12 protein-coding genes are annotated in these 14,900 nt (G+C 72.3%); 6 read left to right on the forward strand and 6 right to left on the reverse strand.

The genetic code is table 11. From position 1 onward, the window contains the following. Window positions 1-174: 174 nt before the first annotated feature. On the reverse strand, window positions 175-1,194 hold the full coding sequence (locus DVA86_RS19735; protein WP_208884917.1) for a PP2C family protein-serine/threonine phosphatase: 1,020 nt from the start codon (window positions 1,192-1,194) through the stop codon (window positions 175-177). 259 nt (window positions 1,195-1,453) lie between these two features. Next, a complete protein-coding gene (locus tag DVA86_RS19740; protein ID WP_208880080.1) occupies window positions 1,454-1,657 on the reverse strand; it encodes a hypothetical protein in 204 nt (67 codons plus the stop codon). 142 nt (window positions 1,658-1,799) lie between these two features. On the opposite strand from DVA86_RS19740, the gene DVA86_RS19745 reads away from it, so the two are divergent. Then, entirely contained in the window at window positions 1,800-2,042 is a 243-nt protein-coding gene (locus DVA86_RS19745; protein WP_208880082.1) for a DUF397 domain-containing protein, read from the forward strand. A gap of 238 nt (window positions 2,043-2,280) precedes the next feature. Next, the gene (locus tag DVA86_RS19750; protein ID WP_208880083.1) at window positions 2,281-3,189 is read left to right on the forward strand and encodes a helix-turn-helix domain-containing protein; all 909 of its coding nucleotides are present in this window, start codon (window positions 2,281-2,283) and stop codon (window positions 3,187-3,189) included. Between the two features lie 69 nt (window positions 3,190-3,258). Here DVA86_RS19750 and DVA86_RS19755 read toward each other — a convergent pair whose 3' ends face one another. Next, complete coding sequence (locus DVA86_RS19755) at window positions 3,259-4,068, reverse strand: SAM-dependent methyltransferase (RefSeq protein WP_208880085.1); 810 nt, start codon at window positions 4,066-4,068, stop codon at window positions 3,259-3,261. A 355-nt stretch (window positions 4,069-4,423) separates the two neighbouring features. Between DVA86_RS19755 and DVA86_RS19760 the strand changes: the two genes are divergently transcribed. Next, the gene (locus tag DVA86_RS19760; RefSeq protein WP_208880087.1) at window positions 4,424-5,974 is read left to right on the forward strand and encodes an ATP-dependent DNA ligase; all 1,551 of its coding nucleotides are present in this window, start codon (window positions 4,424-4,426) and stop codon (window positions 5,972-5,974) included. Window positions 5,975-6,223: 249 nt separating this feature from the next. On the opposite strand, the gene DVA86_RS19765 is transcribed toward DVA86_RS19760, so the two are convergent. Together DVA86_RS19765 and DVA86_RS19770 are read right to left on the reverse strand one after the other, a co-directional pair. Further along, the gene (locus tag DVA86_RS19765) at window positions 6,224-8,062 is read right to left on the reverse strand and encodes an MFS transporter (RefSeq protein ID WP_245997674.1); all 1,839 of its coding nucleotides are present in this window, start codon (window positions 8,060-8,062) and stop codon (window positions 6,224-6,226) included. Between the two features lie 83 nt (window positions 8,063-8,145). Further along, window positions 8,146-10,737 (reverse strand): D-alanyl-D-alanine carboxypeptidase, encoded by a 2,592-nt coding sequence (locus DVA86_RS19770; RefSeq protein WP_245996802.1) that lies wholly within the window; start codon window positions 10,735-10,737, stop codon window positions 8,146-8,148. Window positions 10,738-11,186: 449 nt separating this feature from the next. On the opposite strand from DVA86_RS19770, the gene DVA86_RS19775 reads away from it, so the two are divergent. From DVA86_RS19775 to DVA86_RS19785, 3 genes are all read left to right on the forward strand, one after another. Then, a complete protein-coding gene (locus tag DVA86_RS19775; RefSeq protein ID WP_208880092.1) occupies window positions 11,187-12,002 on the forward strand; it encodes a GOLPH3/VPS74 family protein in 816 nt (271 codons plus the stop codon). A gap of 233 nt (window positions 12,003-12,235) precedes the next feature. Then, the gene (locus DVA86_RS19780) at window positions 12,236-13,096 is read left to right on the forward strand and encodes a helix-turn-helix domain-containing protein (RefSeq protein WP_208880093.1); all 861 of its coding nucleotides are present in this window, start codon (window positions 12,236-12,238) and stop codon (window positions 13,094-13,096) included. Between the two features lie 156 nt (window positions 13,097-13,252). Further along, a complete protein-coding gene (locus DVA86_RS19785; protein ID WP_208880094.1) occupies window positions 13,253-13,459 on the forward strand; it encodes a DUF397 domain-containing protein in 207 nt (68 codons plus the stop codon). Between the two features lie 299 nt (window positions 13,460-13,758). Here the strand turns inward: DVA86_RS19785 and DVA86_RS19790 are convergent, their stop codons facing one another. Further along, entirely contained in the window at window positions 13,759-14,877 is a 1,119-nt protein-coding gene (locus DVA86_RS19790) for an ADP-ribosylglycohydrolase family protein (protein WP_208880095.1), read from the reverse strand. Between the last annotated feature and the right edge of the window lie 23 nt (window positions 14,878-14,900).

Below are 14,900 nucleotides of genomic sequence, written 5' to 3' on the forward strand. Positions count from 1 at the left end.
GGGGCCTGGAGTCTGCCGTTCCGCGCACGGTGACGTCTAGGTGACCGCACGTATCGCTTCTGTATCGTCACCTCGGGGCGAACACGTATTCCCCGCGCATTCCACACAACTACCGCGCCCGGTTGAGGAGTTCGCGCCGGCGCGCGCCCTGCTCACACCGCGTGTGCACCCAGCTCACACCTCGCGGTAACGGAGCAGCAGCATCGCCGCGTCGTCGCGCAGCGGGCGCTCCACGTGCGCGACGAGGTCGCGGCGCATGGCGTCCAGCGCGTGCTGCGGGTCGGGGTCCTTGAGCATCGCGGCACGCTCGGCCAGCGGATAGAAGCGGTTCTCCGGGTCGCGCGCCTCGGTGACACCGTCCGTGTAGAACAGCAGCTGGTCCCCCGGGGCGAAGGCGAACCCGTACGGCACCGGCTCGATCTGCCCCAGCCCGTCGAACGCGCCCAGCGCGCTCAGCCCCAGCGGCGGCGCCGCCTCCGGCGGCTCCACGAACCCGACCGTGCCGTCGCCCCGTACGAGCAGCGGCGGCGGGTGACCGAAGTCGAGCAGCGTGACCGTGCCGTCCGGCCGGAACTCCGCCAGTACGGCCGTCACGAACTTCTCGTCCGACAGGTGCCGCCCGAGCGCCCGCTCCAGCCGTTCACCCACGGCCACCAGCTCGGACTCGTCGTACGCGGCCTCGCGGAACGCGCCGAGCACGACGGCGGCGGTCTCCACCGCGTCCAGGCCCTTGCCCTGCACGTCCCCGACGATCACCCGCACGCCACCGGGCGAGATCACCACCTCGTACAGGTCGCCGCCGATGCGCGCTTCCGCGACCGCCGAGGTGTACGAGACGGCGACCCGCAGCGGGCCCGCGGTGAGCGGCACGGGGCGCAGCAGCACGCGCTGCGCGACCTCCGCGATGTCGCGGACGCTGGCCAGCTCCGCCTCGCGGCGCTGCCGCCGGGCCGTGGCCACCAGGCCGGCGGCGGACACGCCGACGACGCCGATCATGGCGGTGTTACCGCGCCGGTCGGCGAACTGCCCGTTGAAGAGGCTGAGGAGGAGGCAGAGCACGAGCGCCAGCACGCCGATTCCCGCGGTGCGCCGCAGGCCGCCGGTGAGTCCGGCGAAGGCGGGCCCGAGCGAGATCAGGGGCAGGAATCCGACGCCGGCGCCCGCGACGATGTCGACCACGGCGACGATCGCCATCGCGGCGAAGGGCAGCCAGGACAGCACACCGCCGAGTCTGAACCGGGAAACGTTGCCCAAGGCAATCTCCGACGAGTCGGCACACGCCGCAGCGCGGCTGGATGACTCCAGCTTTGCAGCGTTGGGGCGCAGTGCACAAAGTTTTCGCGGAGTTCCCGTACCTCCATGCGCCCCCTACCCCTGCAAAGCGCTCCCCCTGCCCCTCACCCGTGCCTCGCGTGCGGGGGCGGCGCGCCTGTCCCGGTGCGGCAGCCTCCGGCTACTCCTCGGCACCGCCCGCGGTGGCACCGGCCGGACCGGTGGCACCGGCGGCGCGCGCCGTGCCGGCCGACTGCTCGGCCAGATCACGCAACCAAGCCGGCTCGCTCGCTATCTCCAAGAGCAGCATGAGCCGCATCAGCGGGTCTTCCCAGTCACAGGGCTGGGCGTCCTCGTCCGTACTGAGGGGCGAGTGTGTGGCCATCACGAACTCCGCAACAGATAAGGGGCGTTGCGCTCGACGAGCGGGACAGATCCGGACGCCATCATCCTCTCACGTTCTTACGTCTGCAAGCACATCTGTAAGAACAGGTGCAAGCACACGCTGCTGTGGGAAGGTTCTAGGCATGCACATTGATCACGGCATGCAGGACCCGCGGCTTCAGGACGTCGTCTGGCGCAAGAGCCGGCGGAGCAACCCCAGTGGAAACTGCGTCGAACTGGCCCAACTGGCCGGCGGCGGAGTAGCGGTACGCAACTCACGGCACCCCTCGGGCCCGGCTCTCATCTACACGCCGGCCGAGATCACGGCATTCATCCAGGGAGCGAAGGACGGCGACTTCGACGACTTCCTCGGCCCAGGAGACTGAACGGCGACCCCCGACCACCCCACACTGTGCGGTCAGGACCACCGCACACAAGGCAAGCTGACCCGCCATCACCTCACGGCACCGACCGTGCGCCCCCGTGCCACCGGTTCAAGCCCGCGCTCGTACCGGTCAGTTGGCGCGGGGGCGCGCGCTGGTCGCACGCTCCGCTGTACGCCCGATCGGGCGAGTGGGACACTGGGCATACGGACAACTACCCCAGGGGAGCAGGGCAGTCGTGATGGCAGCAAGGCCGGAGCCTGAGAGCCGCTCGTCGGTCAGTCGCATCCTCGACCACCCGCGCGGCGGCCCGACCATCCTGCGCATCGTGCTCGGCACGCAGCTGAGGCGGCTGCGCGAGGCGAGCGGCATCTCCCGCGAGGCCGCCGGCGACGCCATCCGCGGCTCCCACGCGAAGATCAGCCGCCTCGAGCTGGGCCGCACCGGCTACAAGGAGCGGGACGTCTACGACCTGCTCACGCTGTACGGCGTCCACGACCCGCACGAGCGCGAGGACTTCCTCGCGCTGGCCCGGCAGGCCAGCGTCCCCGGCTGGTGGAACAAGTACAGCGACGTGCTGCCGCCCTGGTTCGAGCAGCTGCTCGGCCTGGAGGAGGCCGCGTCCGTCATCCGCACCTACGAAGTGCAGTTCGTGCCCGGCCTGTTGCAGACCGTGGAGTACGCACGCGCCTGCATTCAGCTCGGCCATCCGCGGGCCTCGGAACGCGAGGTCGAGAAGCGCATCCGCCTGCGCATGGAGCGGCAGCAGGTGCTCGAGCGCTCGTACGGACCCAAGCTGTGGGCGGTGCTCGACGAGGCGGCGCTGCAACGCCCGCTGGGCAGCGACAAGGTGATGCGCGAGCAGCTCGAACGGCTGCTGTGGGCCAGCCGGCAGCCCAACATCACCCTTCAGATCGCGCCGTTCCGCATCGGCGGACTCGCCGCGGCAGGCGGGCCGGTCACCATACTCCGCTTTCTGGAGCCCGACCTGCCGGACATCGTCTACCTCGAGCAGCTCACCTCGGCCCTCTACCTCGACAAGCAGGAAGAGGTGGAGAACTACATGGTGGTGATGGACCGGCTGTGCGCCACGGCCGACGCGCCCGCCAAGACGGTGGCGTTCCTCGAGGGCCTGCTCACCAAGTTCTGACGGGCCTGCCGACGCCGCACCCCGGCCCTCCGGCCGGGGCGGCACGCGACGGCCGGGGCACGCGAGGCCCTACGGCACGCGCGCCACGCCGCCGAACTCGTACCACTCGTCCGTCTGCTCACGCAGCGCCAGGTCGGAGTCCGGCCGCCAGGCGTTGATCCACCCGAGGCCCGGCTCGAGCAGCTCCAGCCCCTCGAAGTACCGCTCGACCTCGTGCGCCTCGCGCACCCGGCCCCAGTTCCCCTTGGTGCTCTCCGCCATGAAGTCCGTGACGAAGTCACGCGTCTTCTTGTCCTCGCTGACCAGCTGGTTTATCACCAGGTAACTGCCCTTCGGCAGCCGCTCCCTGACGCGCTCGACCAGCGCCTGCGGATCCGGGTCCGGGATGCAGTGCATGACGGAGACGAACAGCGCCGCGACCGGCTCCCCGAAGTCGATCAGCCGCTCCACCTCGGGGTGCTCGAATATGAGGTCGGTGTCCCGCATGTCCGCCTGCAGCACGGCCGTACGGGAGTCCTCCTGCAGCAGCGCCCTGCCGTGGGCCAGCACGATCGGGTCGTTGTCCACGTAGACGACGCGGGACTCCGGATCGATGCGCTGGGCGACCTGGTGCACGTTGTCCTGCGTCGGCAGGCCTGAGCCGTGGTCCAGGAACTGCCGCACGCCGTGGTCCTCCGCCAGCCGTCGCACCACGCGCTGCAGGAAGCGCCGGTTGTTGATGGCGAGCGGCTTCGTGCTGGGCACCACCTTGTCCAGCTCGGCGACGGCGGCGCGGTCCACCGCGTAGTTGTCCTTGCCGCCGAGATAGAAGTCGTACATCCGGGCCACGCTGGGGACGGTCACGTCGACCTCGGGCTCCATCGTCCCGTCGTCACGCATACTGACCTCGACTTTCCGCCACGCGTCCGCATGGCTACGCCGTCGCGAGGAATCTTCCCACGGGCGCCCGCTTTGACGCCACGTCAAGTACCCGATCACACGCGCGCATTGCGCCGCGCGCGCCCCCGTAAAGCGCCGCGCCGCGACCGCGGGTCCGGCACCCGGGGCGTACGGTCGCGCCGGCCGCGCCGTCGTACGGTCTGCCCGTCGCGCCGTCGTACGCTGCCGTGTCCCGCCGCGTGCCACCGCACGCGGTCACGCACCCCCGTACGGCGCACCGCACCACCGCGCGCCCTCGTGTGCCGCTGCGCGCCGCTCACCGCGTACGCGAGTCCGTTGCGCGACCATGGGCCGCATGCTGCTGGCAGACATCGCGCGGACCTCCCTCGAGGTGACGGCCACGTCCGCGGGTACGGAGAAGGTCGCACTCCTCGCCCGGCTGTTCCGCGAAACGGAGCCCGCCGAGGCGCCGATCGCGATCACCTGGCTCGCCGGGCGGCTGCCCCAGCGGCGTATCGGCGTCGGCTGGCGGAGCCTGCTCGACCGCCCGGCGCCCGCGCCCACCGCGCGGCTCACCCTCCGCGAGGTGCACGAGGCGCTGAGCGCCATCGCGGCGGTGTCCGGCAAGGGCGCGCAGAACGAACGCAAGCGCCGGCTGCACGCCCTGCTCGCCGACGCCACCGAGCGGGAACAGGACTTCCTCACCCGGCTGATCGGCGGCGAACTCCGCCAGGGCGCGCTCGACGCCTTCGCCGTCCAGGGCCTCGCCGCCGCCTCCGGCGCCGACCCCGACGCCGTACGGCGCGCCGTCATGCTCGGCGGCTCGCTCGGGGCCGTGGCGCAGGCGCTGCTCGCGCACGGCCCCGGCGCCCTCGACGCCTTCCGGCTGGAGGTCGGCCGCCCGGTGCTGCCGATGCTCGCCCAGACAGCGAAGGACGTCGACGAGGCCCTCGACCGGCTCGGCCCCGGGCCGGTCGCCGTGGACGAGAAGCTGGACGGCATCCGCGTCCAGGTGCACCTGGACGAGCAGGGCGTACGGATCTACACGCGCACCCTGGACGACATCACCGACCGGCTGCCCGAAGTCACCGCCGCCGCCCGGGAGCTGACCGCCGCCGGCGCCGTTCTCGACGGCGAGGTCATCGCCCTCGGGCCGGACGGGCGGCCCCGCCCGTTCCAGGAGACCTCGTCCCGTGTCGGCTCCCGGCTGGACGTGGCGGGCGCGCGGGCCACTCTGCCGCTCTCCCCCGCCTTCTTCGACCTGCTCTCCGTCGACGGCCGCGACCTCCTCGACCTGCCCGCCGCCGAACGGCACGCCGAACTCGCCCGTATCGCCCCCGAGTCGCTGCGCGTACGGCGCATGCAGGCGGCCGATCCGGCACACGAGGACGTACGGAGCGCCGCCCGTACGTTCGCCGAGGAGGCGGTCGCGCGCGGCCAGGAGGGCGTCGTGCTCAAGGCACTGGACGCGCCGTACAGCGCCGGCAGACGGGGCGCGTCCTGGCTGAAGGTCAAACCGGTGCACACGCTCGACCTCGTCGTCCTGGCCGCCGAGTGGGGGCACGGCAGACGCACCGGCAGACTCTCCAACCTCCACCTGGGCGCGCGCCGCCCGGACGGCTCGTTCGCCATGCTGGGCAAGACCTTCAAGGGGCTCACCGACGAGCTGCTGAACTGGCAGACGGAACGGCTGCGGGAGCTCGCCACGCGTGAGGAGCCGTGGGGCGTGGTCGTACGGCCGGAACTGGTCGTCGAGGTGGCCTTCGACGGGGTGCAGCGCTCCACACGGTATCCGGCGGGGGTCACGCTGCGGTTCGCGCGGGTCGTGCGGTATCGGTCGGACAAGTCGGCGGACGACGCCGACACGGTCGCGTCTGTCGTCGCCGGGCTGCCGCCCGACGAGTGACCCGCCCGCTCAAGCCCGTCCACCTGCTTCCCGCCGCGACGGCGTGCGCCGCCCGTACGCGTGCCCGCGCCCCGTCCGCCGGGTACCGCTCGGCGGGGGCCGAGGGCCGTCCTCAAACGCCGGACGGGCTGGGTGGGCCGCATGACCACCGTCCTTCGGGCGCCGTTGCGGCGGGAAGGAATCCCGCCGGACGGGCTGGGTGGGCCGCATGACCACCGTCCGGCGGGTTCAGGGCGCGAAGCCTGAGGTTCAGTCGGACGCGCTGTCCGGGCACGGCGTGCCGCGGGGCAGCCGGTACGGGGCCGCCAGCCGGTACGTGCCCGCGCGGGGCGCGTCGAGCACCGTCCACTCGTCCTTCGGCGGCTCGTCGTCCTCCTCGTCGCCCTCCCCCTTGGCCGGTTCGGGCGTCTCGGACGACGGTTCGCTCGACATGGGTTCCGCCGGGCGCAGGCAGCCGTTGCGGTTCGACGAGGGGCGTCCGGGCGGCTTGATGCGTTCGCCGTCCTTGTTGACGAGGCCGAGCCAGGGCGACCACGGGACGCGTACGAGGACCTCGCCCGGGGCCCGTACCTCCACCGTCACGCCGCCCGCTTCCGCGCGGGAGTCGTGGGCGGGCGGGGCGGCGAGCGGGACCGGGTCGGCGACGCGGTACAGCTCCCAGTTCTCGTCGGACCAGATCTTGCGGAGGTAGTGCGGCTTGGAGCGGACGAGCCGGGCCTCGTCCTTCGCCGCGATGTCCGGTTCGTCCGAGGACAGCACGACGTAGCGGACGGCCCAGCGCCGCAGCCACTGGTGGTAGGTCTCGTCGTTGAGCTCGCCGCCCTCGTAGAAGAGGGGGTTCCGCTCGGTGTCCGCCTGCCGGTTCCAGCCGCGGGCGAGGTTGACGTACGGCGCGAAGGCCGACGCCTCCCGGTGGCTCGACACGGGCACGACCTCGACTCGGCCGCGGTCCGCGTCGACCTCGTCCAACTGGTGGACGAGCGGCGCGAGGTCGTGCGCCCAGGACGCCGCCGGGGTGGTGTGCACGACGTCGTACGTGGGCTTGATGACCTGCCAGCCCCCGACCACGACGAGCGCGGTCACCAGCGCCACCCAGCGCCGCGAGCGGCGCGTGATCTGCGGCAGCAGGGCGACCAGCGCGACGACGCCGAACATCAGGCCCAGGCGTTCGACGTTCGCACCGACCTGGGAGGGCACGACCCAGGTCGCGAGGATGCCCAGGGTGTACACCTCGGCGCCCCTGCGGACCACCCGCCAGCCGGGCGGCGCGAGCAGCCGCACGGACACCGACGACACCAGGGGGAAGACCGCCGACCACCACGGCATCGGCATCTCCCCGGTGAACGGGAAGAGGAGTGCGCTCGCGCCGACGACCATCGGGGGCGGCAGCCCGATCGCGGCGGCCGCGGCCCGACGGCGGCTCAGGACGAGCGCCGCCCCGACCACCATGAGGAACAGGCCGGAGACCGGGCTGCCGGCCGTGGCCAGCACCGACATCAGTACGGCCAGCGCTCCGCGCGTCTTCCGGTAGTGCCGCCAGCGGTGCGGGCAGGCCCATACGACGGCGACGGCGGCCAGCGCGAAGAGGGTGCCCATCGCGAACGTGACCCGTCCGGACGCCGCGTTGCACGCGAAGGCGACGGCGCCGCACAGCGCGGGAGCCATCGGCCGGGCCACGGCGCGCGACCGTACGAGTATCAGCGCGAGCACGCCCGCGGAGAGCACGCCGGACAGGATCAGCATCGGGCGTACGCCGAACACGGCCATCAGATACGGCGAGATCACGCTGTACGAGACGGGGTGCATGCCGCCGTACCAGGCGAGGTTGTACGCCGAGTCCGGGTGCCGCCCGACGAACTCGGCCCAGGCGTCCTGTGCCGCCAGGTCACCGCCGCCGCTGGCGATCAGCCAGAGCCACAGGATGTGCAGGACCGAGGCGAGCAGCATGGCGGCCCAGACCGGGTACCAGCGGCTGCCGAGGACCGTGCGTCTGAACGAGCGCGGCGCGCGTGCGCCCCCCGGCGCGCGTGATGTGCGTATGCCGTCGTCACCCTCGTCGTCCGCCGCACGCGTCCGCGGCGGCCTCATGGTCGTCACTGCGCCCTCTTCTCCCCCCGAGGCACCGGTGTCGGGCAAGGCTACCCAGCCCTGCCCGACACCGGATCACAAGCTCACAGGATTCGGGTGAGTTTGTCCCCGAAGCCGGGTTCCACAAGATCTTCCTGGACCGCGACGGGCACCTTGACCTGCCCGGGTCCGTCGCCTGCCGTCAGGATGCCCACCTTCTCACCTGACTTCGCCGTGTGGGGAGCACCCTCCGCGGACTCCTCCAGCGCGAGCTTCACTTTCAGGCCGGGCCAGCCGACCGCGGTGACGTCCTCGGTGGCCACGACCGGGGTCTTGCCGCCGAGTTGGTCGTCCACGTGCCCGACGACGTCGCCCTTCTTGACCACCGTACGGGCGGCCAGCGCATCGCCGGCGGCGATCAGCAGCTCCTTGCTGACGGCGTTGGCGGTGTCGATTATCGGCGGTTTGTGCTGCCCGAGCACCGCGCCGACGATCAGCTGCGTGGTGTCGCCGATCCGCTTGTGGCCGGCGAAGAGCAGGTTGCCGCCGGCCGCGGTGGTGCTGCCGGTCTTGATGCCGATGGCGCCGTCGAACGGCACGAGCGTGTTGTAGTTCCGCCACTTCTTGCCCGACGGGTCCGTCCAGGAAGGCAACTTGGTGATCTCCACCAGTGCGGGGATCTCCATCACCTTCTTCGCCAGCTTGACCTGGTCCTGGGCGGTGCTCTTGGTGGACTCCTTGAGTCCGCTGGGGTCGGTGTACGTGGTGTCCTTCATCCCCAGCTCCTTGGCCGCCTCGTTCATCTCCTTGACGAACGCCGCCTCGGAACCGTTGCTGTGCCAACGGGCGAGCAGCCGGGCGATGTTGTTCGCGGACGGGATCATCAGCGCGGACAGCGCGTCCCGTTCGCTGATCTCCTGGCCCTCCTTGACCGTGTCCAGGACGGACTCGCCGCCGTTGCCCTCGCCGAGCTTGCCGTCCTCCTCGGCCTTCTTGTCGATGGGGATCGCCGGGCCCGGCGCGTCCTTCTTCAGCGGGTGCTTCCTGAGGATCACGTACGCCGTCATCGTCTTGGCCACACTGCCGATCGACACCGACTCACGGCCGCCCTTGGAGCCCAGCACGCCGAGGCCGGAGACCTCCACGTACGCCTGGCCCTCGTCGGGCCACGGCAGGGACGGCTTCGCACCCTCGAACGCGTACGAGGCGGGCGCCGTCATCGACAGCGACACGTCCGGCAACGGCCGTACGGACTGCACGACCACGAACACGATCGCGAGCAGCACGGCGAACGGCGTCCAGATCTTGACCCGCCGTACGGCGGTCCGTATCGGCGTCTCGGGTGGCGGCGGCTTGTTGGTGAGCTGCGCCAGCAGGTCGAGCGGCGGCGGTTCCGGCAGCGGCTGCTGGCGGGTGTGGGACGGGTCGGGGTCGCGGGCGGGCGGCGCCGGAGTCCGGGCACCGGAGCCCGCGTCTGCCTTTGCGCCTGCTGACGCGGACCTGTTTGCGGCTGAGGGGGCGTTTGCGGACGCATCCGCGGGTGCGCCCGCGGGCGGCCGCGACGCGGCCGGCGGCGCCTCCGGGGGCAGGGCGCCCGCGCCGGTGCGGGGCGCTCCGGGCGGCTTCGGCGGCGCGTCGGCGCGCGGCGGCCCGGAGGGGCGCTCGGGCAGGTCGGGCTTGAGCGGTACGAACTGGCTCGTCCGCTCGGCCTCGGACTCCGCCGCCGTGGGCTTCGCGGGCCTCTTCCCGGACGCGCCGTCCTTGGGCACCCGGATCGCCGTCGTCGGGTGGTCGACCTGGCGCGGCGGCTGCGGCGCGGGCTTCTCCGCCGCCTGGTCCGCCGCCTGGCCCGCGGGCTCGCCGGGGGTTTCGTCCTCGGGCTCGTCGGCGGCGCCGTCCCCGCCGTCGTCGGCGGCGGCCGTCTCCGGCGGGGTGTCGGACTTCACGCCGGTACGGGCGTCCTCCGTACGCGGTTCCGCGTCCGCCGGCTGCGGCTCGGGGATCGCGTCGGCGGGCTCACCGTCGTCCGTGTCCGTGTCCGCCGCCGCGTCCTGGACCGGCTTCCCGTCCTTCTGAGCGGGCTCCTCGTCCTCGCTGCGGGTCGTACCGAAGAAGGCCGCGGTCATCCGCTCGGCGCGCTCCTGTGCGGCCTTCACGTCGTCCTTGCGGGCCACCTCCTCGGGGCGCAGCACCCCGAACATGGCCGTGGGGTTGTCCACGGTCTCGGCGGACCGCCCGGCGGGCCGTCGTACGGGCAGCTCTTCGTCGTCGGACCCGGCGGCCTTCGCGTCCCCCTCGGGCTCGGCCTCGCCGGGCTCCCCGGCCGCCGGTTCCCCGGGCTCCGTTCCGGGCTCGTCACCGGACACCCAGGCCGCCACCGCGGCGCGCAACCGCGCGTCGCCGTCACCGGATTCACCGGACTCGCCGCCGGATTCGCCGGGTTTGCCGGACTCGCCGCCTTCATCGCTCCCGCCGTCGGCAGCGCCCTCCAGGTCGGCGCGCACCTCGCGGACGCCGAGCACCGTCGTCGCGTCCGACCGCGGCTCCGGCTCCGACGCCTCGTCCGCGCCGTCCCGGCCCTTGCCGTCCCGCAGCTCGCGGACGCTCAGTACGGTCGTCGCGTCCGTGCGCGGCGGCTCCTCCGGCGGCTCCTCGTCACCGGCAGCGCCCTCCAGGCCGGCGCGCACCTCGCGCACGCCGAGCACCGTCGTCGCGTCCGTGCGCGGCTCCGTCGCATCCGAAGCGGCATCCGTATCGGCGTCCGAAGCGGCGTCCGTGCCGGGCTCCGCGTCCGGGGCCGGGCCGGGGGCCGGGACCGTGCCGGGAGTCCCGGGGCGCGGCTTCGCGCGCCGGGTCGAGGGAACCGATGGAGTGTCCTCCGTCGTCTCCCCCGACGACCTCTCCCGTTTCGACCTGTCGGGGGACTCGCCCGCCACCAATGCCTCCAGATGTTCGCCGCTCGCCGTACCAGTTAACAGTGTCCTGCGCACGGGGCCGTTCCACCGCGATCCCTCTCACGCGGAGCCGTCCCATCCGGCAGACGAGAACGACATACCTACTGGTTCCCGTACATTCCGACCAGGCACTCTCGACAGACCATTGTGAGAGGGGTCACCCTGTCATTCATCCACGCGGGGAGGCATGGATGGGCAGGAGCCGCAGAACAATCCCGGAGGAGCTTCTGCTGCTCGCACTGGACCCGGCCACGGGTACCACTGCGCAGCCGCAGTCGCTCGACCTCGGCCTGGCCGGGGCACAGCTAGTCGAGCTGGCTCTGGCAGGACGGATAGCCCCAGACGGGGATCGTATCGCCGTGGTGATGCCACGGCCGACAGGAGATCCGACTCTGGACTCGGCGCTCGAGTTGCTGCGCAGGCGCGGCAGCCCGGTGCGGGCGGTCCACTGGATAGGCGGACCCCGGCTGGGGTTGCGCCAGACGTACCTTTCGCATCTGGAGCGCTGCGGCATGGTGCATGCCGTGTCGGGCCAGATGTGCGGGGTGTTGCCGACGACCCGCTACCAGGCGTCGGAGTCGGCGGTGAGCCGGGAGATCAGGACCCGGCTGGACAGCGCGATCCGCACCGGCGTACCGCCGGACCCGCGGACCGCGGCGCTCGCCGCACTGGCCCACGCGGTCGGTCTCGGCAAGCACCTCTATCCCGGCAACGAGGGGCGTTCGTGCCGCTCGCGCCTACGGGATCTGATCAGGCACGACCCGATGGGCGGCCTCGTCGCGCACGCCGTGATGGACGTGCAGAACGGTGTGGCGGCGCAGCCGCGGCGCGCACCGGGCGGCGGTGGCGGTTCCGGTGGTGGCCGCGGGGCTACGACCGCGGCACGGGCGACGGCGTCACCGGCGCCGGCGGCCGCACCGGCGCAGCGCCCACAGCCGCACCAGGTTCCCGACCAGCCGCGGCGCCCGGCGCCGGTGGGCCACATGGCCCGTGCCGGAGCCCGCTGAGCCCGGGAGTCCGCTGAAGCCGGGGAGAGCCCGCACGCGGGCACGGGCCGGTCCGTACCCGTGACGGAAGCCGCGCACGCGCGGGGTGGCGTTTCCGACCGCCGTAGGACGGCCGGATATGCACCCTGCGCGTGCTCGCTCCGGCACCCTCTGTTGCCATTTCCCAGCGCAGCCACGCATTGTGGTGGCACCCTGCTTACAAGTAGTCGTACTTTACGCGGAGGTGCTGTTCTGTGGCGTCCAACGTCAACCCCACCGTGCGTCGGCGTCGGCTGGGCCAAGAGCTGCGCAGGCTTCGCGAACTCAGGAACATGACGGCGGAGGAAGTCGCGGACCGCCTGCTGGTCTCGCAGTCGAAGATCAGCCGCCTGGAGAACGGCCGCCGCAGCATCAGCCAGCGCGACGTACGCGATCTGTGCGGGGTCTACGAGGTGGAGGACCACCGCATAGTCGACTCGCTCATGCAGATGGCCAAGGAGTCGCGCCAGCAGGGCTGGTGGCACGCGTTCGGCGACATCCCGTACAGCGTGTACATCGGCCTGGAGACGGACGCCGCGTCGCTGCGCGTGTACGAGCCGCAGGTGGTGCCGGGGCTGCTGCAGACGCCGGCGTACGCGGAGGCGGTCATCGCCGGCGCGCTCCCGGAGGCGTCCGCGGCCGACGTGGAGAAGCGCGTGCAGGTGCGCATGCGGCGCCAGGACCGGATCACGGACTCGCGGCATCCGCTGCGGCTCTGGGCCGTGCTGGACGAGTCGGCGCTGCGCCGCGCGGTCGGCGGGGCGCAGACGATGGTGGAGCAGCTGGAGCACCTGCTGGAGATGTCGCGGCAGCCGCATGTGACGATCCAGGTCATGCCGTTCGCGATGGGCGCGCACCCGGGGGTGAACGGGCAGTACGCGATCCTCGAGTTCCCGGACGCCTCCGACTCGACCGTGATCTACCTCGAGGGCGTCACCAGCGACCTGTATCTCGAGAAGTCCAACGACGTGCAGAGCTACAGCGTGATGTACGAGCACCTGCGCGCGCAGGCGCTGAACGCGGACCAGACGCGGGAGTTCGTCGAGAACGTCGCCAAGGAGTACACGCGGGCCTGAACTCCGGGCTGAAACGGGGAGGTTACATCCCGTCACATGCCCTGGGAAGACTTGCGTGGAATATGCCACTCGGTCGGGTGAACTGCCCCTTACATGCCCGGATCTGGCGCGTACCGTCGAGCAGTCGAGCAGACGTCTCGAGGAACCGGAGCAGACATGGCAATTCAGCAAGGCACGACGAGCACCTGGACCAAGTCGAGCTACTCGGGCGGCAACGGCGCCTGTGTCGAGGTCAAGTCGCCCACGGCGGAGGCCGTCGCGGTACGCGACTCGAAGGACCCCGACCGGCCGGCGCTCAGCTTCTCGCCGGAGGCGTGGGGCGGCTTCGTGGAGTCGGTCGGCGGGGACGGAGGCGCCTGTTAGCGTCACCGCCCCTCCCCGGTGCGCGTGTTGAGCCGTTCCGCGCCGCAGCCGTACGTGAGCTGTGCGTGCGCCGTACGTGAGCCGTACGGGCGCGGGGAGTCCCGCGGGGCGCGGCACGCGTCGTGGAAGAGCCCTCTCGACTGATCCGCCGTCTCGGCCGAGGGGGCTCGGCCTCTGCCCGGCGCGCGCGCACCAGCGCGTGCCAGCCCCCGTACACCCGTAACGCCGTAAGCCCGTAACGCCGTAAGCCCGCACCGCCGTAAGCCCGCACCGCCGTAAGCCCGCGCCCGTAGCTCCCCCTACGCCCGCGGGTAACGCGCCAGCCACGCCGGTGAGGACGAGGCGGGCGAGTGCAGCGCCGGCCCCTGCGTCATCTCCATCGCGAAGTCGTCCGCCAGCTCCAGGATCGTCGCGCGCCCCTCCAGCTCCGCGACCCAGCCCGGCGGCAGCGCCGTCTCGCCGTGGATGGTGCCGAGCAGGTTGCCGCAGATCGAGCCGGTGGAGTCGCTGTCCCCGCCGTGGTTGACCGCGAGCAGCAGCCCGTGCTGCACGTCCTCGGCCACCAGCGCGCAGTAGACGGCGATCGACAGGGCCTCCTCCGCCGTCCAGCCCTCGCCCAGCGACTGCACGCGTTCCGCCGTCGGCATGCCCTGCCGTACGGACCCCAGCGCGCGCTTCAGCGCGTCCGTCGTCTCCTCGTGCCCCGGCCGTGCGGCGAGCTGCGCGAGGGCGCGCTGTACGGCGTTGTCCAGCGAGTCGCCGCGTGCCAGCGCGTGCACGATGGCGGCGCACGCCCCGGCCGCGAGGTAGCCCGTCGGGTGCCCGTGCGTCTGCGCCGCGCACTCCACCGCCAGCTGGAACACCAGCTTCGGCTCCCAGCCGACCAGCAGCCCGAACGGCGCGGAGCGCATCACGGTGCCGCAGCCCTTGGAGTCGGGGTTCTTCGGTCTGTCGACGGTGCCCATACGGTCGTCGGCGAGGCCCGTCAGACAGGCGTTGCCGGGTGCGCGCCGGGCGTACAGCCACTCCTCGCGCGCGAGCCAGCCGTCCTCCTTCTTCCGCTCGTCGGGCCCCCAGTCCCGCTGGGTGGCGGCCCAGCGCCGGTACGCGGCGTGCACGTCCGTCGGAGGGTGCCAGGCGCCCGTGTCACGCCGTACGTGGGCGCGTATGAGCCCGTCCACGGTGAAGAGGGTCATCTGGGTGTCGTCGGTGATGGCGCCCCTGCGGCCGTACGCGGACACGTAGTCGGTGACGCCGACCGCGCCGTACTGCTCCCGGATGGTCTGCAGCGAGTCGAACTCGATGCCCGCCCCCAGCGCGTCCCCGATGGCGCCGCCCAGCAGGCAGCCCCGCACCCTGCTGCGGAAGTCCTGCTGCTCCGCGCGGCCCCAGATCGCGTCACCGTCCGAAGCGGCCACTGCGCTCCTCCCCTGCTCGCCTG

Origin of the sequence: Streptomyces armeniacus (assembly GCF_003355155.1) — a bacterium.
GTDB lineage: Bacteria > Actinomycetota > Actinomycetes > Streptomycetales > Streptomycetaceae > Streptomyces > Streptomyces armeniacus.